The sequence below is a fragment of the Microbulbifer sp. Q7 genome (assembly GCF_001639145.1).
In the GTDB taxonomy this organism is placed as follows: domain Bacteria; phylum Pseudomonadota; class Gammaproteobacteria; order Pseudomonadales; family Cellvibrionaceae; genus Microbulbifer.
The window spans coordinates 1109288-1128314 of record NZ_LROY01000002.1 but is presented as its reverse complement, the minus strand read 5'-3'; the positions used below and the strand labels follow the sequence as shown (position 1 = coordinate 1128314).

At 57.5% G+C, this 19027-nt stretch carries 14 protein-coding genes; 10 read left to right on the top strand and 4 right to left on the bottom strand.

Translation table 11 applies throughout. The features are described from left to right. Window positions 1-41 precede the first annotated feature (41 nt). Entirely contained in the window at window positions 42-1376 is a 1335-nt protein-coding gene (locus AU182_RS10340; RefSeq protein WP_066964549.1) for a glutamine synthetase family protein, read from the bottom strand. A 276-nt stretch (window positions 1377-1652) separates the two neighbouring features. On the opposite strand from AU182_RS10340, the gene AU182_RS10335 reads away from it, so the two are divergent. From AU182_RS10335 to cysB, 5 genes are all read left to right on the top strand, one after another. Further along, on the top strand, window positions 1653-2960 hold the full coding sequence (locus tag AU182_RS10335) for an FAD-binding oxidoreductase (protein ID WP_066964548.1): 1308 nt from the start codon (window positions 1653-1655) through the stop codon (window positions 2958-2960). Window positions 2961-3130: 170 nt separating this feature from the next. Continuing rightward, window positions 3131-5497, top strand: a complete 2367-nt coding sequence (locus tag AU182_RS10330) for a TonB-dependent receptor (protein ID WP_066964545.1) — start codon at window positions 3131-3133, stop codon at window positions 5495-5497. A 120-nt stretch (window positions 5498-5617) separates the two neighbouring features. Next, window positions 5618-6298, top strand: a complete 681-nt coding sequence (locus AU182_RS10325) for a TetR/AcrR family transcriptional regulator (RefSeq protein ID WP_066964543.1) — start codon at window positions 5618-5620, stop codon at window positions 6296-6298. A gap of 14 nt (window positions 6299-6312) precedes the next feature. After that, window positions 6313-7230, top strand: coding sequence for a 5'-nucleotidase (locus AU182_RS10320; RefSeq protein WP_153039207.1), 918 nt, complete (start codon window positions 6313-6315; stop codon window positions 7228-7230). 248 nt (window positions 7231-7478) lie between these two features. Then, a complete protein-coding gene (gene cysB, locus AU182_RS10315; protein ID WP_066964533.1) occupies window positions 7479-8453 on the top strand; it encodes an HTH-type transcriptional regulator CysB in 975 nt (324 codons plus the stop codon). Between the two features lie 91 nt (window positions 8454-8544). On the opposite strand, the gene AU182_RS10310 is transcribed toward cysB, so the two are convergent. The 3 genes from AU182_RS10310 to AU182_RS10300 form a co-directional block, all read right to left on the bottom strand. Next, the gene (locus tag AU182_RS10310; RefSeq protein WP_066964530.1) at window positions 8545-8823 is read right to left on the bottom strand and encodes a hypothetical protein; all 279 of its coding nucleotides are present in this window, start codon (window positions 8821-8823) and stop codon (window positions 8545-8547) included. A 157-nt stretch (window positions 8824-8980) separates the two neighbouring features. Beyond that, window positions 8981-10312, bottom strand: a complete 1332-nt coding sequence (pabB, locus tag AU182_RS10305; RefSeq protein ID WP_227718219.1) for an aminodeoxychorismate synthase component I — start codon at window positions 10310-10312, stop codon at window positions 8981-8983. 183 nt (window positions 10313-10495) lie between these two features. Beyond that, on the bottom strand, window positions 10496-11359 hold the full coding sequence (locus tag AU182_RS10300) for a pyruvate, water dikinase regulatory protein (protein ID WP_227718218.1): 864 nt from the start codon (window positions 11357-11359) through the stop codon (window positions 10496-10498). A gap of 226 nt (window positions 11360-11585) precedes the next feature. Between AU182_RS10300 and ppsA the strand changes: the two genes are divergently transcribed. The 5 genes from ppsA to AU182_RS10275 all read left to right on the top strand — a co-directional run bounded on the left by ppsA (window position 11586) and on the right by AU182_RS10275 (window position 18974). Further along, complete coding sequence (gene ppsA, locus AU182_RS10295) at window positions 11586-13949, top strand: phosphoenolpyruvate synthase (RefSeq protein WP_082859357.1); 2364 nt, start codon at window positions 11586-11588, stop codon at window positions 13947-13949. A gap of 560 nt (window positions 13950-14509) precedes the next feature. Continuing rightward, window positions 14510-15052: a L,D-transpeptidase gene (locus AU182_RS10290; RefSeq protein WP_227718217.1), complete on the top strand. Its 543-nt coding sequence runs from the start codon at window positions 14510-14512 to the stop codon at window positions 15050-15052. 210 nt (window positions 15053-15262) lie between these two features. After that, complete coding sequence (gene rraA, locus AU182_RS10285) at window positions 15263-15751, top strand: ribonuclease E activity regulator RraA (protein WP_066964523.1); 489 nt, start codon at window positions 15263-15265, stop codon at window positions 15749-15751. Window position 15752: 1 nt separating this feature from the next. After that, entirely contained in the window at window positions 15753-16595 is an 843-nt protein-coding gene (locus AU182_RS10280) for an EamA family transporter (RefSeq protein ID WP_082859356.1), read from the top strand. A gap of 126 nt (window positions 16596-16721) precedes the next feature. Next, window positions 16722-18974, top strand: coding sequence for an acyl-CoA dehydrogenase (locus tag AU182_RS10275; protein WP_066964521.1), 2253 nt, complete (start codon window positions 16722-16724; stop codon window positions 18972-18974). The last annotated feature ends 53 nt before the right edge of the window (window positions 18975-19027 follow it).

Genomic DNA, 19027 nt, shown 5'->3' with positions numbered 1-19027 from the left:
CGGCAGTAGCCGGGTTTTTTATTGCGTATCGAACCAGTGCGTTACACGTTGAGCAGCAGATACTCTCTTTCCCAGGAACTGATCACCCGGTTGAACTCTTCGTACTCGTCGCGCTTGATGGCCGCCCAGGCGCGCACGAAAGTATCGCCAAACATCTCAACCGCTTCAGGGCACTCGGCCAGCAGGCTCAGGGCGTGCTCCTGTGTGCGCGGCAGCGTGATGGGTTCGGAAGAGCAGTCGCCGGTATAGGGTTCACTGGGCTTGACCTTGTTCATCATGCCGAGATAGCCGCAGGCCAGCGAGGTGGCGATGGCCAGGTAGGGATTGCAGTCGGCGCCCGGGAAACGATTCTCCAGGCGCTTCGCCTGCGGCGAGCTATCGGGAACGCGCAGACCCGTCGTACGGTTGTCGTACCCCCAGTGCAGACTGGTGGGTGCGGCCATTTCCGGGGTAAAGCGCCGGTAGGAATTCACATTGGGTGCGAAAAAGGTAATGAAACCCGGTGTGTATTTCTGCATACCGCCAATAAAGTGCAGGAAGCGCTCGTTTTCCTTGCCGTCGTCGTCAACGAAAATATTTTTCCCGGTCTTTGCGTCGATGATGCTCTGGTGCAAGTGCAGGGCGCTGCCCGGTTCATCCTCCATGGGCTTTGCCATGAACGTGGCATAGATCCCGTGGCGCAGGGCGGTTTCCCGTACCGTGCGCTTGAAGGTGAATACCTGGTCCGCAAGCTTTAGCGGGTCTCCGTGCAGGAAGTTGATTTCCATCTGCGCGGTGCCGGACTCGTGGATCAACGTGTCCACATCGAGACCCTGCGCTTCACAGAAGTCGTACATGTCCTCAATGATCGACTCGTATTCGTTGGCCGCATCGATACTGTATGACTGGCGTGTTTTCTCGGTACGGCCAGAGCGCCCTACAGGTGCCGATAGCTTTTCGTCCGGGTCCAGATTCCGTTTGACCAGGTAGAACTCGACTTCCGGTGCTACCACCGGCTGCCAGCCCTGCTCGGCGTATTTATCCAGTACGAACTTCAGGATGTTCCTGGTGCTGATGGGGTGGGGCTTGCCATCGCGGGTATAACAGTCGTGAATGATCTGGGCCGTGGGCTCGTTGGCCCAGGGGTTCAGGCGGATGGAGTCCGGGTCGGGCACCAGTAGCATGTCGGTATCTGCGGGGTCGACCAGCTCATTGTGTTCGTCGACATAGTCGCCGGTAACGGTCTGCACCAGAATACTCTCGGGCAGGCGACTGTCTTCCGTTAGAAATTTATCGGTAGGGGTAAATTTGCCCCGTGCGTTTCCGGACATGTCCGGTACCAGGCACTCGACCTCAGAAATGGAATGTTCTGCGAGCCACTGGGTAATCTTATCCATGGTACACCTTGTTTATAAAAGGCCTTTGCCCCGGATGGGGTTATTAGTATATATCCCGCCTAAACAACCTAAAGAGCGGATGATGGTGGGCGCAGGGTGAGAAACTGAAGGTTTTTCGTCCCGCGGGCTTTGATTATGGCAAAAAACCGAATTATCATTCAAGAAAAATTGAATCATGCTTCGGTTTTTAACCTGAAGCCAGAATCACGGCACCGGGGATGGGCTTGAAAACAACAGGTCACCTTGGCTTTTACCGGTTTGTATTGGAGAACGTCCATGTCTGAGAGCGGAACAGTCACCAAGCTGCTCGGCCACATCGATTCCTACTACGCGGCAAGCGCAACCGAATCGCCCCTTTATGACGCGCTGGCGGGGGAGGTTGAGGCCGATGTGTGCATTATTGGTGCGGGTTACACCGGCTTGTCCTCGGCACTGCACCTCGCCGAGCGCGGTTACAAGGTGGTCGTGCTGGAGGCCGAGCGTATTGGCTGGGGGGCGTCCGGGCGCAATGGCGGCCACGTGGGAGTGGGGCAGCGCAAGGGACAGGAAGACCTGGAAAAGATGCTGGGCCTGGATGTGGCCAAGTCCCTGTGGGAGATGAGCGTCGAGGCGGTGCAGCTGGTGGAGGACCTGATCGGAAAGCACGGCATCCAGTGCGACCTGAAGCGGGGCATCATGCATCTTGCGGCAAAGCCCAGCCACGACCGAGAGTTGCAAGAGGAGGTTGAGCTGCTCAATACCCGCTATGGCTATGACCAGATGCGCTATGCCGACAAGGACGAGGTGCGATCACTGGTCGGGTCCGAGCGCTTCTCAGGCGGGCAGATCGATGACGGCTCGCTGCACCTTCACCCGCTCAATTACGCTCTGGGGCTGGCCCGGGCAGCGGCCAGCGCCGGGGTGCAGTTCTATGAATACAGCCGGGTCACCAGTTATACCGGCGGTAGCCCCTGCGTAGTTAACACGGCAAAGGGTAGGGTGCGCGCGCGCAATGTCGTGCTCGCCTGCAACGGTTACCTGGGTAACCTGGAGCCGCGGATGGCCGGTCGCATTATGCCGATCAACAATTTCGTGCTTGCCACTGAACCGTTGCCGGAGGAGCTGGCACGGGAATTGATAGCGAACGATTACGCGCTGCAAGACACGCTGTTTGTGATCAACTATTGGAAACTGTCCGGTGACAACCGGCTGGTTTTCGGCGGGGGAGAGAATTACACCTCCCGTTTCCCTCAGGATATTCGCGCTTTCGTGCGCAAGTACATGCTGGAAGTCTATCCGCAGTTGGCCGATACCCGCATCGATTATGGATGGGGCGGGACGCTGGCGATCACCCTGAACCGAATGCCGAGTATTGGTCGCCTGGAGCCCAATGTGTATTACAGCCAGGGCTACTCAGGGCACGGGGTGCCCACGGCGACCTTTGCCGGGAAAATTATTTCGGAAGTGATTGCGGGCACCGAAGAAAGGTTTGATATATTGTCGCGCATTCCAACGCGCAGTTTCCCCGGTGGAACACTGCTGCGTTGGCCTGGGCTGGTAGCGGGAATGCTCTATTACAGCTTGAAGGACAAGCTGGGCCACTAATTAGTGTGATAAAAATCAACTGCTTGCACAGTTTGCGATTTTTATTGACGCTGGAAATTGAATAATTGTTCGGTTTGTGGGATAACAGATCGGTCGCTTTAATCCCGGGTCCGTCCTGAGTGGTAATGAATGGGCAGCAACCCGATAAAAATAACCCACGGGGAGTAACGATGACGCTATCAGACCAGCCATTTGTGGCTAAAAAGAACCTGCTCGCTACAACTATTGGCGCGGCCGTAATGGCTGTCAGTAGCGTAGCGCTCGCGGCAGACCAGATTGAAGAGGTGACGGTTACCGCGCAGATGCGTGCCGAGTCACTGAAAGACGTACCTGCGGCGGTTACCGCATTCACCGGCGATACGGTCAAGAACAGCAACTTGAGTGACTTCAAGGACCTGTTTGCGCTGACCCCGGGTGTGTCTGGCGAGACCAACGACTCCTACTTCGACTCCGTGTCAGTGCGCGGTGTGAACAACAACAGCTTCGGCAGCGGCAGTGACCCGGCCCTGGGTATTTTCCTGGACGGCGTCTACCAGAGCCGTACCGGTGCCACCCCGAGCATGTACGATCTGGAGCGCGTGGAAGTGATCAAGGGCCCGCAGGGCACCCTGTTCGGCCGCAACACCGCCTCCGGTGCCATCTCCATGGTCTCCAAGAAGCCAGGTGAAGTATTTGCCGGCGACATCTCCGTAGGCGCCGGCCAGTACGGCCGCACCGAGCTGGAAGGCGGTGTGGATGTTCCGGTCAGTGAAGATTTCTCCGTGCGTATTGCCGGTAAGCACTTCTCTGAGGACGGTCACGTCAAGAACCTCACTACCGGACGCGACCTGGGTGCGAGCGAGCTGAACGCCGCGCGTATTACCGCGGTGTACGACGTGTCTGAAGCCACCACTGTTACCCTGTTGGCACAGTACGAAGATCGCGAGAGCGACGGCACTATTTACCGCGCCTTCGACAATGATGCTGGGTACAACTACGACATTCCGGAAGGCGCCTACGACGAGGTGTACAACGACGAGGAAGGCCTCGATCAGTCCGAAATCGCCGACGTTGTTCTGACCGTGGAGCACGAGTTCGCCGGTGGCAACACCCTCACCTCCATTACCGGCTACAAGTCCCACAAGTATTCCTACCGCGAGGACTTCGACGGCACTCCGCAGCCGATCGACACCTACACCCGCGAGCAGACCGGTGATTTCTTCAGCCAGGAATTCCGCATCGCTTCCAACAGCAGCGGCCCGTTCAACTACGTACTGGGTGCTTCTTACTATCAGGAAGAGCTTGACGCGAACTTTGCCGGTATCGATAACGAAGACTTCATCTGTGACGGTATCTACGCGGATGAGTGGGAAGAGGGCCTCGACAGCTTTGTAACCTGTGACGCTCTGCCGCAGGACGTCCTCGACGAAGCCTTCGGCTTTGAAGGTGAGCCGTGGGAATACGCCACTGACAAACTGTCCATTGAAGCCGCTGACACCCTTGGCGACTACAAGGGCTGGGGTGTGTTCGCCAACACGACCTTTGACATCACCGAAGCGACTACTCTGGGCCTGGGTGTGCGCTACACCGAAGACCAGAAGACTTACCACGTAGTTTCTCCGTGGCCGGAAACCTGGACGGGTGGCTGGAACTACCAGGCCATGTATACCGATGAAGACGGTATCACCGGCGACAACACCTGGAGCAATGTGTCTGGGCGCGCAACCCTGACCCACGTGCTCAGCGACGAACTGACCACCTACGCCAGTGTCGCGACCGGCTACAAGTCTGGTGGTTTCGACTACCTGTCCTACAACATTACCGACCCGGCGTACGGCGACACCTATGAGAGCCAGGCTGACTGGCTGTGGGAGCAGGGTTATGAGGTCAACGCCAGCAATGCCGAGCCGAGCAAGTTCGACGAAGAAACCGTGCTGTCCTATGAGCTGGGTGTGAAGGCGCGACTGCTGGACAACCGTCTGGCCCTGAACGCCGCCGCGTTCCAATACACCTACGAAGACATGCAGCAGGCATTCTGGGTGGGTGCAGCGGCGATCACCCGCAACGTGGGTGAATCCGAAGGTCGCGGCCTGGAAGTAGACGCTCGCTGGCTGATTACTGACAACCTGGACCTGTACTTCGGTGCGGCACTGCTCGACACCCAGTTCAGCGGTGCACCGGAAGAACTGTGTGATGCATGTAACGGCAACGAGATGGCGTTCTCTCCGAAGTTCTCCTCTGCCACCGTACTGACTTACACCCAGAACACCAGCTTTGGTGAACTGTCTTACTCTGGTGAATACACCTACACCGGTGAGCAGTGGTCCGAGCTGGAAAACACCGAGGCAGTGAAGCTGGATGCACGCAACGTGATGAACCTGCGTGTGGCCCTGACTTCTCCGGAAGACAGCTGGACCGCAGGTATCTACGCCGAGAACGTGACCGGCGAAGAGTACTACCACTGGGGTTACGCAGATGCGCTGTACAACCTTCCGGCCACCAAAACCGACCCGTCGCGCGATCGTGTTGTAGGGGTCAATCTGGATTACCGCTTCTGATACGTTTCCTTTCATCTCACAGGATGAGCAAAAAGGCCGGCTTTCATAGCCGGCCTTTTTGTTAATGAGTGGGCGGTCCATTTATGTTAAAAATGGCGCTCGGACTAAAAGGATGACCACGTGTCGAGTGCAGAACAGAACCGCCGAAAAAACCATCTCGCTCCGCGACGGGAGCCGGTGCAGGCGCGCGCCCGGGAACGGGCTCGCCAGATACTGGATACCACTGGGCGCCTGCTGGAGCAGGTGGGCCTCAACGACCTGACCACAATCCTCATCGCCAAGGAACTCGGAGTTTCCGTTGGCTCGGTATATCACTACTTTCCCAACAAGCACGCGATCCTTTACGCAATGGGTGAGCAGTGGCTTGCGAGCCTCACCGAGCGCCTGGATGACCTGGCCGCGAGTGGCCTGGAGCAGTTGACTCTGAAGGGCTTTCTCGACGAGTTGTTGGAACGCTGGGTCTCGGTATATCGCGAGCAACGGGGCTTGCTGCCACTGGTTCAGGCCATGTGGGGGATTCCCGAATTACATGAGCTGGATGAGCGGCACGACGAGCTGGTCATCAATCACCTGGTCGACATGTTCCGTCGCCTGGGCTTCACCACACCACCCAATGAGACCAATCGCCTGGCGCGGGCGACCCTTGAGACCTGCCACGCGATGCTTCTCGTGGTGGTCAATCAGCAGGGCGTGCGTTCAGGGCGCACACGTGCCGATCTGCTCAACATGTTGCTGGTGCTCCTCGAGCCCCACCGCAATGATGTGCAACCCTCCGGCCTGGACGACGTAGAGGCGCCTTGAGCGCGGAAATGACCATGAGTGAGAACCGCCCGTCACCTGCCAGTAATCGACTGATCATCGCGATTTCTTCACGTGCGCTATTTGATCTGCGTGAAAGCCATCAGGTGTATGAGGAGCAGGGGGTAGAGGCATTTTCCGCGTACCAGGTCGAGCGCGAGAACGACGTGTTGCCCAAAGGCGAGGCCTTCTCGCTGGTAGAAAAGTTTCTGCAGATCAACGAGCGCCTGGGCGGCGCACCGCGGGTCGAGGTGATCCTTCTCTCCCGCAACAGTGCTGATACCGGCCTGCGGGTCTTCAATTCCATCGAGCACTACGGGCTGAATATCAGCCGAGCGGCGTTTTGCAACGGCGGTAGCCCGTACCGCTATATTGCGCCTTTTGGTTGCCATCTGTTTCTTTCCACCGATGGCGGTGATGTTCGACGGGCGCTGGAGCAGGGGATTGCCGCGGCGACGCTGATTCCGGGCGGTGCCCGCCAGCGTGGTGACGAAGTCCTGCGCTTTGCCTTCGATGGCGATGCGGTGCTCTTTTCGGATGAGGCCGAGCAGATTTTCAAGCGGGAAGGGCTCGCCGCGTTTACCACTGCGGAGCGCGCCTCCGCCAAGCAACCCCTTCAAGGCGGCCCCTTCAAGGGTTTCCTTGAGGCCCTGCAACAGCTGCAGGCGGAATTCAACGCGGACGATTGCCCCATCAGAACTGCGCTGGTTACCGCACGCTCTGCGCCGGCCCACGAGCGGGTCATCCGCACCCTGCGGGCGTGGAATATACGTATCGATGAATCCATCTTTCTCGGCGGGCTCCCGAAGGGCGAGTTTCTGCGCGCATTTGGCGCCGACGTGTTTTTCGATGATCAGCCCAATCACTGTGCCTCCGCGGCCGAACATGTGGCAACGGGGCACGTACCCCACGGCATCGCCAACGTGGAAGAATAGGCACTCGCCTGCGGGCTCAAGTTGGGCTGCGTTGGCTCTGGCTGGCGCAGCAAGCCTTCTCGTTGGCCACTTTTAGTAACATTTTCCTCGTTTTTTCTCCGCCTTTATAGCCAGATGTTGGCTCACTAGTCATTTCACTGCTATGCTTTTCCCGCATAAAGTCGTCTAGCTTTATAACTAATTGCTGGCGTATAAATAGGCGCTTCGCTGTTTGTTCAACCATTGCCAGCCGTCGACAGGGAGAGATTATGAAGCTGCAGCAGTTGCGTTATATCTGGGAAGTGGCCCACCATGACCTCAACGTCTCAGCCACGGCGCAGAGCCTGTTTACCTCGCAGCCGGGGATCAGCAAACAGATTCGTTTGCTCGAGGATGAGCTGGGTGTGGAGATCTTTGCCCGCAGTGGTAAACATCTCACCCGGGTGACGCCGGCAGGGGAGGCAATCCTGAAAACCGCCGGCGAAATCATGCGCAAGGTGGAGAATATCAAACAGGTTGCGCAGGAGTTCAGTAACGACAAGCGCGGCAGCCTCGCCATCGCCACCACGCATACCCAAGCGCGTTACGCGCTTCCCACCGTCATCAAGGGGTTTATCGCTCGCTACCCGGAAGTCTCCCTGCATATGCATCAGGGGACGCCGATGCAGATCTCGGAAATGGCGGCAGACGGTACCGCAGACTTCGCGATTGCCACCGAGGCGCTGGAGTTGTTCAGCGACCTGGTAATGATGCCGGTATACCGCTGGAACCGCTGTATTCTTGTACCCAAGGGCCATGAGTTGGCCCAGCTTTCCAAGCTGACACTGGAAGACGTTGCCAAGTATCCCATCGTTACTTATGTATTTGGTTTTACCGGGCGCTCCAAACTCGATGAAGCCTTCCTGGAAAAAGGCTTGTCACCCAAAGTCGTGTTCACCGCAGCCGATGCGGACGTGATCAAAACCTATGTGCGCCTGGGCCTGGGAATTGGCATTGTGGCGGATATGGCAGCGGTAGAGGATGAGGATCACGATCTGGTGGCGCTGGATGCGAGCGAGCTGTTTGAAAGTAGTGTGACCAAGATTGGTTTCCGCAAGGGCATTTTCCTGCGCGGATTCATGTACGAGTTTATCCAGCAGTTTGCGCCACACCTGACGCGCGAGCTGGTGGACCAGGCTGCGCAGGCATCATCTCGTGCCGAAGTGGACGAACTGTTCTCCCATATCGATCTTCCCGTTTACTGATACCGCCGTGTTGCGCGCATTCAGAAACAAAAAGCCCGGCGTTTGCCGGGCTTTTTGTTTTGCAGTGCAGTGAGCGCTCGGGGCCACCAGGCTACCGCAGTGCATTCAGCACTTCTTTTGCAAATTTGAAATACACGGTGTACACCTCGGGTTCCTGCCCCTCTTTTTCCACGACGAAAAATGGTGCCCGCTGCACATTCAGGCGCTGTGCCAGCTGCATGCCGGCGCTCTGCGGATCCCGCTCATCCGCGATCAGTGTTTGGGTAAGGAATTTTTCCTGATCGTTCTCCCGGAGCTTTTCCAGGACATCATTGCACTTGGCGCACAGTGAGCCGTCGGCCAGCACTTTTTTGACCAGGGTGATTCGCATGAGACAACGCCTTATGTTGCACGCCCGCGCACAATGCGGGCGGTACCGGAATTATGGATGGCGCGCAATCTAGCAGAGTGATGGTTGCGGTGGAAATACCGTTGGGAAATAGCACTATAACCCCGCGCCTCCTCGTGCGGCCCCGCCGGGTGGTACGTCAAGAAAACCGTTGTTCCAGCGTATCCAGCAGCACGCGCACTTTGTCGAGGCATTCCCGATGTTCGGCTGCAGGATCGGAATCCGCCACAATCCCGCCTCCCGCGGCACAGGTAATGCGGCCATTACTCGCGGTCAGCGTGCGAATCGCGATGTTGGAGTCGGCGCGCCCACAGCTACTGATATAGCCGATACTGCCGCAATAGATGCCCCGGGGACTGCGCTCCAGCTCGCGAATAATTTCCATGGCGCGTCGCTTGGGTGCACCGGTAATGGAGCCCCCGGGGAAGGTGGCTTCCAATACCTGCGCGAACTGCAGGTCTTCGGGAATCTGGCCGGTGATGGTGCTCACCAGATGGTGCACGTTGGCAAAGCTCTGAAGCTCGAACAGATTGGGAACCCGCACGCTGCCGCGCTGGCAGATTTTTCCGAAATCATTGCGCAACAGATCCACAATCATCAGGTTCTCGGCGCGGTCCTTGCGACTGGCTGTCAGCGCGCTTGCCTGCGCCTGATCCTGAGAGGGATCCGGGCTTCTGGGTGCGGTGCCCTTGATGGGCTCCGTCTGCAAGAAGGTGCCATCCGCAAGGATAAACCGTTCCGGCGACAGGCTCAGAACCTCACCCTGCGGTAGCGATAGGAATGCGGAGAAGGGCCCCGCAGCCGCTTCGCGGAGTGCCAGGTAGGCGGCCAGTGGTGACCCCGCGTATTCAGCGAAGAAGCGCTGGGTAAAGTTCGCTTGATATATGTCGCCGGCACGGATGTATTCGAGAATACGCTGAATACGCGCGTGATACTCGTCCGGTGTGAATTCGTGGCGGAAGCCCGCCGTGAGCTGGAAGCTTTCGGTTCGGGGTGCGGTATTCCAGTCCACCGCACGGAAGCGCGCCTGCAGGTCTCGCTTCTGCATTTCCGTGCTCGCAGGGTGGAAGATCAGGTGGGTTGCCTGCAGTTGGTGATCGACGATCAGTGCCCAGGTGTATAGCCCAAAGAAGCCGGCGGGTAGTGGCGTCTCGCGATTATCCGTCGGCAGAAAATTACTGCGGCTGCCAAGTTCGTATCCGGCGTAGCCGATTGCCCCCCCGCAAAAGGGTAATTGCTGGTCGACTTCCTGCGGGGCCAGCTCACACAGGAGGTCGTCGAGCACATCGAAAGGCGCGCGATCCGCCGCATCGAGGGTGAGGCTGTTGATCGGGTCTGCACTGAGGATGTCAAAGCGTCCACCGCGTGCGCGCGGCTGTCCGGAGTCTAGCCAGACCGGGCAGGGCAAATCCGCGAGCGCAGCATACGCGACCGCAGAATTGGGAGAATAGGGCAGAGAAATTATTTGCAAAACGTCAACCAAACCTCTGTGCGGGTTGTCCGCACTGCAACCACGACCAGCAGCGGGGGCTGCCAGGTGAAAAGGGCCTTCAGGCCCGGTTGAGGCCTTTGGCGTGGCCCAGGTGGTGCGGGCCAGTGAGCCCACGCATTTGGGCGGCGCTACTTTACTGCAAAACGGGCGCGTATAGAAAATCTAGCTGATTCTGCGCTCAATCCCCGCCTGGGACATCAGGCGGGTGGCGAGTTCTTCGACCGACAGCTCGGTGGCGTCGAGATAGGGAATCTGCGCACGCCGTAGCATTTGCTCCACTTGCCGCACTTCGAACTCGCACTGTTCCGGGGAGGCGTAGCGGCTATTGGCGCGGCGCTCCTGACGGATGCTCATCAGCCGGCGGGGGTCGATGGTGAGGCCAAACAGCTTGTGCTGGAAAGGCCGCAAGATTTTGGGGAGGGCCGTGGAGTCCATGTCCTCTTCGGTGATGGGGTAATTGGCGGCACGCAAGCCAAATTGCAGCGCCAGATACAGGCAGGTGGGGGTTTTACCGGATCGTGAAACACCCACCAGTATGATATCGGCGCTTTCAAATTCGCGGGTGCGGCGCCCGTCGTCGTTGTCCATGGCGAAATGCACCGCATCGATACGCGCGCTGTAACGGGGGTTGTCGGCGATGCCATGGGATACGCCCACGGTGCGCACGGGATCGGTCCCAAACAGGTTGGCCAGTGGCGCCAGATAGCTTTCAAAGACATCCAGCATGAGTGCGGAGCTCTCGTGCAGTCGCTTGCGAATCTGATCGGAGACAATACTAGTGATGATGATCGGCTGCAGGCCGGATTCCTGGGCCGCATGCTCAATCCTCTGCAGCACCTGATTAACGCGCGCATCAGAATCCACGTAGGGCAGGGTGACCTGTTCTACCGGCTGATCACGAAATTGCGCCAGCAAGCTGTGGCCAATGCCTTCCACGGTAAGCCCGGTGCCATCGGAAATAAAAAATGCGGTGCGTTTTTTGCTGGGGGGGTGACCCGGCATCGTGGCGTCTTGCTGCTTTTCCATGGTTTCTTCCCTCGGTTGCCGTGGGCATGGTATCCCAAAGCGGGGCCTTCCCGGAATGCTCTTCTGCCCTGGTTGTACGGGGCCCGTGGCGACGCGGCGGTGATTTCAGGTTTTGTAGAAAAATTACAACAGAAATGGGCCGTTTTTGCCTGATTTTGCGGGGTATTATTTACAAAACCCTTCCTTATAATCGGCCGCCACTAATGCAGTTGCAGAGGGCAATCCATTGACCACTTACACTCTCGAATTTTCGAAGCTGGGCATGGCGGACGTCGACAAGGTCGGCGGAAAAAATGCTTCACTGGGGGAAATGATTTCCTCCCTGTCTGGCGCTGGTGTCAGTGTCCCCGGCGGCTTTGCCACGACTGCAGATGCATTCCGCGAATTTCTCGCCGGTTCCGATCTCGATACCCGTATCGCCGATCGTTTGAAAGCGCTGGATGTGGACGATGTCACCGCCCTGGCGGCGGCTGGTGAGGAGATCCGTCAGTGGTTGCTGGACACGCCCTTCCCGAGCCAGCTCGAAGCCGAGATTCGTGCCGGCTACGAAGCGCTCGGTGGCGGTGAAACCGCGGTGGCGGTGCGCTCCTCCGCTACCGCCGAAGATCTCCCCGACGCCTCGTTTGCGGGCCAGCAAGAGACGTTTCTGAATATTCGCGGCATCGACACCGTTCTGCAGGCGGTCAAAGAGGTGTTTGCATCGCTCTACAACGACCGGGCCATTGCCTATCGGGTGCACACCGGCTACGCCGATGTTGGCGTTGCCCTGTCGGCGGGTATCCAGCACATGGTACGCAGTGAAACCGGCGCATCCGGGGTAATGTTCACCCTGGACACCGAAAGCGGCTTCCGGGACGTTATTTTCGTGACCGCGGCCTATGGCCTCGGTGAAACCGTCGTTCAGGGCGCGGTCAACCCGGACGAGTTCTACCTGTACAAGCCCGCGCTGGAAGCGGGGCGCCCGGCGATTTTGCGTCGTAACCGCGGCAGCAAAGCGATCAAAATGATTTACGACCAGGGTGGCGAATGTGGCCGATCGGTCAAAACAGTGCCGGTGGCGGAGGAAGATCGTCAGCGCTTTGCGCTGAGTGATGAGGAACTCACCGAGCTCGCCAACCAGGCGCGCAAGATTGAGGCGCATTATCAGCGTCCAATGGACATCGAATGGGCGAAAGACGGTGATACCGGCAAGTTGTTCATCGTCCAGGCGCGTCCGGAAACCGTGCGCTCCCGCGACACTGGTACCAGTATCGAGCGCTACAAGCTGCACGAGCGCAGCGACGTCCTGTGCGAGGGCCGTGCTATCGGCCAGCGTATCGGCGCCGGCAAGGTGCGGGTGCTCGACAGCGTTGAAGATATGGCGAAGATGCAGGACGGTGAGGTCCTGGTCACCGATATGACCGACCCGGATTGGGAGCCGGTGCTGAAAAAAGCCAGCGCGATTGTGACCAATCGCGGTGGGCGTACCTGTCACGCGGCGATTATTGCCCGCGAGCTGGGCATTCCGGCAGTGGTTGGCTGCGGCGATGCCACCGACAAACTTACCACTGGCACCCCGGTTACCGTCACCTGTGCGGAAGGGGATGCCGGGTTCGTAATGGCTGGCGAGCTGGACTTCGAGCGTTCTCTCACCGAGGTGCAGGACATGCCGGAGCTGCCGTTCAAGATCATGCTCAATGTCGGCAACCCGGACCGCGCTTTCGCGTTCAGTAACTTGCCGAATCAGGGCGTTGGTCTGGCGCGCCTGGAGTTTATTCTGAACCGGATGATCGGTATCCACCCCAAGGCGCTGCTGGAGCTGGACAGCCTGCCGCTGGATCTGCAGCGGACTATCCGCAGTCGCATCGGTGGCTACGCTTCGCCCGAAGATTTTATCGTTGAGAAACTGGTGGAAGGGATTGCGACACTGGCTGCTGCCTTTGCGCCCAACCGAGCCATCGTGCGCCTGTCGGATTTCAAGTCGAATGAATACGCACACCTGCTGGGCGGGCAGATGTACGAGCCGAGCGAAGAAAACCCGATGCTTGGTTTCCGCGGTGCGGCGCGTTACCGCTCCAAGGACTTCCGGCAGTGTTTCGCGCTGGAGTGTAAGGCCCTGAAAAAAGTGCGCGATGAAATGGGGCTGACCAACGTAGAAATTATGGTGCCGTTTGTACGCACACCCGATGAGGCTCGCCAGGTGGTTGAGCTGCTGGAGCAGAATGGTCTGAAGCGTGGAGAAAACGGGCTCAAGATCATTATGATGTGCGAGCTGCCTTCCAACGCGCTGCTTGCGGAGGATTTCCTGCAGTACTTTGACGGGTTTTCAATCGGATCCAATGACCTTACCCAGCTCACTCTCGGTCTGGATCGAGACTCGGGTCTGGTGGCGGAGCTGTTTGATGAACGTGACCCGGCGGTAAAAATGCTGCTGTCTCGGGCCATCCAGGCGTGTAAAAAAGCCGGTAAATATGTCGGCATCTGTGGCCAGGGGCCATCCGATCACAAGGACTTTGCCCAGTGGCTGATGGACGAGGGCATCGACAGTGTATCCCTGAACCCGGATACCGCGGTGGATACCTGGTTGTACCTGGCAAATAAGGAGGTGTAGTTGCGCCGTACACGGGCAACTCACAGAAAATTTACACCGGCTACGGCTTGACTCAGAAAAAAGCGACCATTTTGGTCGCTTTTTTTCGTTTGGTAGCAGAAATAACGTTCTATTTTCGTGGGAAATACTGCGAACCCGGTACTGGCGGCCCGGCGTCCACCCCCTTGTGAGCGCGAACGACATACCCTAAGGCGATTGCCAATTTCCATAAAAGGGCGAATGCCTCAACTAAATCAATCTAAGCATGTGCCCCCCGGTCAATAGAATCGAACAGGCTTCCCGTGTTTGGATCGGTTTCGGGAAGTTTCCGGATTAATCCGGAAAGATAAGCCGTGTTCTCACAAGCTTCCCTATAGGTTTCTGACAATGCGGTTTTGAAAAAACGGATCTTCGATTGAAGTACTGATTGAGGTACCGCTATGCAACATCCACTGTCATCCTCTCGAGAAATTCCCACTCACCATTTTTCCGCCTCAGCCGTACAACGAAGTTGTGGCTATAAGGAATCCGGAGCGGGGAGCGCGGCGGCCGTACACGCGCACTCCGGGCTCCGGTACTTTATGGCTTCGGTGATGTTATTTGTCGGTGCCCTGGTGGGAAGCCTGTGGCCATCGCTCGCTGACGCGCACAATAGTGCTAACTGGTTCGATGACCAGGCTGCCATGAGTTCTTCCGGTGCGCCGTCAATTCGAATTAACCTGTCCGAGCAAAAAGCGTATTTCTACAAGGGCGGGCGCCTTGTCGGGGTATCTTTGATTTCTTCAGGCAAGCAGGGTTTTCGTACCAGCCCGGGGAAATTCCGGGTGTTGGCCAAACGCCCCAACCACCGCTCGAGCATCTACGGTAGCTATGTAGACCGCAATACTGGTCGTGTGGTGAAGGCGGATGTGGATACCCGCAAACATCGTCGCCCGGCCGGCACTTACTATCGCGGAGCGAAAATGAATCACTATATTCGTTTTAATGGCGGTATCGGTTTGCACGCATCCGGGCATGTACCGCGTTATCCGGCTTCTCACGGCTGCGTGCGTATGCCGCCGCACATGGCGCGCAAGTTCTACCAGTATGCTCGGGTAGGGATGCCGGTACATGTGAGCTATTGAGGCCGTGTATTCGAATCAGCCTTGAGTTAGGCAAGCCCGCTTGTCCGCAGTTTGCATAGGGGCAAGCCATTTACCGGGTATTATCCATTGGGGTGATACCCGGTATTTTTATGGATGGGCTGATGTTGGGAACTGCGCTGGTTACCATGTCGAATCAGGCACATTTACCATTCCTTTTGTTGATCGATTGAAACAAGGCGCAGGAACATTATGACCGCTCTCATCATTTCCACCCCCGATCTCTGTGATGAACATCCCGATCTTGTCAGCGTGGTTGAGCCAATGTTTGTGAACTACGGCGGACGTGAACAGTTTGGCGGTGAAATAGTCACCATAAAGTGCTTTGAAGATAACTCGCTGGTACGGGATCTTGTGGCGGAACCCGGGCGCGGAAAGGTGCTGGTGGTCGATGCTGGAGGCTCCATGCGCAGGGCGTGTCTGGGGGATATGCTGGCGGAAAAGGCCACCGCAAACGGCTGGGAAGGCATCCTGATGTACGGGTGCATTCGCGATGTGGATGCGATTTCTGAACTAGAGTTAGGGATACAGGCGCTGGGAAGCCACCCCATGAAAACCGACAAAAAGGGACTTGGGGAACGCAATATTGCGGTGACTTTTGGCGGCGTCACCTTTAAACCTGGAGAGTATTTGTACGCCGATAATAACGGTGTGATAGTTTCTCCCCAATCGCTTATGTAAATTGGTAATATCGGAATCTGTTCTTTTTGCGCTGGTCCTGCTGTCTGCGCTTGCTCACGCCGTATGGAATGCGGTGGTCAAACACAGTAAAGAAGGTTTCCTGCAGCTGGCGATGATCCGCAGCGTAGGCCTGCTGGTCGGGGCGGCGCTCGCCACCCAGCTGCCATTACCGGGCAAGGGCGCCCTGGCGTTTCTCGCCGGAGGTGCCTTCTTCCAATATCTCTATTTTTTCCTGCTGTCGCGCTCTTACCGGGCTCTGGACTACGGTACCGCGTATCCCATCGCCCGCGGTGTTACACCATTGATGGTGGCAACTGCCGCGCTGTTGTTCCTGGATGAATCCCTCGCGCCACTGCAAATTACCGGCATCCTCCTGGTCACCTGCGGGATCTTTTCCCTGATCATGAAAGAGCTGCGTGTCAGTGGCCCCGGTATTTTCTATTCACTCGGTACCGGCATTGCCATTACCGGCTACACGATTGTTGGCGCCGCCGGCGTGCGCCATGTGGCCAACCCCCTCAGTTATGTGGCATGGCTTGAAATATTGTCCGGAGGCGGGGTGATTCTGGCGGTGCTGTTGACCCGTCCACTGAAGGGCCTGGCGTTTGCGCGCGCGCATTTCATCCGCAGCTCGCTGTCTGGAGTGCTGGCCACCGGGGGTTTTGGTATCGCCCTTTGGGCAACCTCGATGATGCCGGTGGCCGCGGTTGCGGCCACCCGCGAGGTGAGCATTCTTTTTGCCTCGATCATTTCTGTCGTGTTACTGAATGAACGATTTTCCTCGCGCAGGATCATTGCTGCATTGATAATTTTCTGTGGCGTTGGCACTCTGGCATTCGCATAAACACAATTGCCTCTTTCTATTGCCTATAGTTGCTGGCATATCTCTCAATTTTTTCTGGTCTGGACTCATACTTGCGCGAGTCCGGGCGCGAATTTCAGCCAAATTTTCAGTACAAAAGGATAAGTAATGAGTAGCCTGCGCCAGAAGTGGATTACCGCGCCGCTGTTGAAATGGATCAAAAAGGTCTTGCCGCCAATTTCCGATACCGAGCGTGAAGCGATGGAGGCGGGCGAAGTGTGGTGGGATGCCCAGTTACTGTCGGGCAAGCCGGACTGGGACCAGTTACTGAGTATGGGCGCGCCGGAACTGACGGAGGCCGAACAGGCGTTTATTGACGGGCCGGTAGAAGAGCTCTGCCAGATGGTGGACGACTGGAAGATTTCCTATGAGGATCACGATATTTCGCCGGAGATCTGGGAGTTTCTCAAGAAAAAGGGCTTTTTCGGCATCATAATTCCCGAAGAGTTTGGTGGCCTTGGATTCTCTCCGTCGGCGCATGCGCAGATCGTTACCAAGATTTCCACTCGCAGCACCAGCGTCGGTGTCACGGTGATGGTGCCAAATTCTCTCGGGCCGGGCGAGTTGTTAATGGCGCACGGAACCGACGCGCAAAAGAAACATTATTTACCCAGGCTGGCCGATGGGCGTGACATTCCCTGTTTCGGTCTCACCAGCCCCGAGGCGGGGTCGGACGCCGCGGCAATGGTGGACAGCGGCGTGGTCTGCTATCAGGAATACAAGGGCGAAAAGACACTGGGCATGCGGGTAAACTGGCACAAGCGCTATATCACCCTGGGGCCGGTGGCCACCGTACTGGGGCTGGCGTTCAAGCTCTACGACCCGGATCATATCCTCGGCGAAGAGGAAGAGCTGGGGATCACCGTTGCGCTGGTACCCACCGATACCCCCGGGGTCACAATTGGGCAGCGCCACATACCCGCCATGCAGGCGTTCATGAATGGTCCCAACTGGGGTAAAGACGTCTTTATCCCGATGGACTGGATTATTGGTGGTCAGGAAAATATCGGTCACGGCTGGCACATGCTGATGAGTGCACTTGCTGCCGGTCGCGGGATCTCGTTGCCGTCACTGTCGACTGGCGGCGCCAAACTGGCCGCACAGACCACCGGTGCCTATGCCCACATTCGCGAGCAGTTCGGTATTCCCATCGGCAAGTTCGAGGGCGTGCAGCGTCGCCTGGCCGAGATTGCCGCGATCGCCTATGTGCTGGATTCGGCGCACAAGACCACCACCAGAGCGCTGGACCAGGGACGCAAGCCGGCAGTAATCTCGGCCATCATGAAAGCCCATGCGACCTATGGGCTCCGGCAGGCCATCAATGACGCCATGGACATTCATGCGGGCAAGGCCATTATTGATGGGCCGCTGAATTATCTGGGTAACGTGTATCGCGCAGTACCGGTGGCAATTACCGTGGAAGGCGCCAATATCCTGACCCGCAGCCTGATGATCTTTGGCCAGGGAGCGATCCGCTGCCACCCGTACCTCCTGCAGGTGATGGAAGCGGCCACCAATCCGGATGAAAAGGCCGGGCTCAAAGAGCTGGACGCGATCCTGCCGAAACACTTCTTATTCCAGGTGAAAACTTTCTGCCGCGCAGTACTGCATGGCTGGACCGGTGGTTTGTTCGCCAGCAGCCCGCGGGGTGTGGGCGACGCGGCGAAATACTATCGCCAGATGAACCGCTATTCTGCGGTGCTGACGCTGGTAACGGAAATCTCTCTCATGTCCCTTGGTGGCGAACTCAAGCGTAAGGAGATGATATCCGCACGGCTTGGCGACGTGTTGAGCGAGCTGTTCCTGATGAGTTCCACCCTGAAGCGCTTCTATGACGACGGCAGCCCGGCAGAAGATCGCCCGCTGCTGGAATTTGCCATGCGCGCGGGATTCCACAATATCGAAGTCAGCCTCATCGAGGTGTTCCATAACTTCCCCATTCGCTTTGTGGGGCAGATCATGCATTTCCTGACCATGCCGTGGGGGCACAGCATTCGTGCAGCCTCAGACCGCCAGGCCCGCGCCTGTGCCAATCTGATCATGGCACCATCGGAGACTCGGGACCGGCTCACCAAAGGAGTGTTCATGGGCAACAGCGGTGATGGTATCGACATTGTCGAGCAGGCTTTCCTGAGCACACACAAAACCGAAGCCATCCGGGAAAAAATGAAGACGGGTGGCTTGCGCGCACTCAACGACGACACCATCGACGAAGCGTTGTCGAAAAAGCTCATTTCAGAAGAGGAAGCAGAGCAGATTCGTGCGACCTACGACCTGGTCAATAAAGCTATTCAGGTCGATCACTTTGAGTCGTTGCCCAGCACATCGCTCGAGCATGGGTCTAGCGAAACGCTTCAATAACCTTCCAATAAACCCCCAGTAGCCGCCAGTATCCCGCAGCGTAGTAATGCGGT

Coding starts and splice junctions, on each gene's coding strand:
- AU182_RS10340 (WP_066964549.1), bottom strand. CDS start 1,376: ATGGATAAGATTACCCAGTGGCTCGCAGAACATTCCATTTCTGAGGTC.
- rraA (WP_066964523.1), top strand. CDS start 15,263: ATGACCGCTCTCATCATTTCCACCCCCGATCTCTGTGATGAACATCCC.
- AU182_RS10300 (WP_227718218.1), bottom strand. CDS start 11,359: ATGGAAAAGCAGCAAGACGCCACGATGCCGGGTCACCCCCCCAGCAAA.
- AU182_RS10310 (WP_066964530.1), bottom strand. CDS start 8,823: ATGCGAATCACCCTGGTCAAAAAAGTGCTGGCCGACGGCTCACTGTGC.
- AU182_RS10330 (WP_066964545.1), top strand. CDS start 3,131: ATGACGCTATCAGACCAGCCATTTGTGGCTAAAAAGAACCTGCTCGCT.
- AU182_RS10320 (WP_153039207.1), top strand. CDS start 6,313: ATGAGTGAGAACCGCCCGTCACCTGCCAGTAATCGACTGATCATCGCG.
- AU182_RS10335 (WP_066964548.1), top strand. CDS start 1,653: ATGTCTGAGAGCGGAACAGTCACCAAGCTGCTCGGCCACATCGATTCC.
- AU182_RS10290 (WP_227718217.1), top strand. CDS start 14,510: ATGGCTTCGGTGATGTTATTTGTCGGTGCCCTGGTGGGAAGCCTGTGG.
- AU182_RS10275 (WP_066964521.1), top strand. CDS start 16,722: ATGAGTAGCCTGCGCCAGAAGTGGATTACCGCGCCGCTGTTGAAATGG.
- cysB (WP_066964533.1), top strand. CDS start 7,479: ATGAAGCTGCAGCAGTTGCGTTATATCTGGGAAGTGGCCCACCATGAC.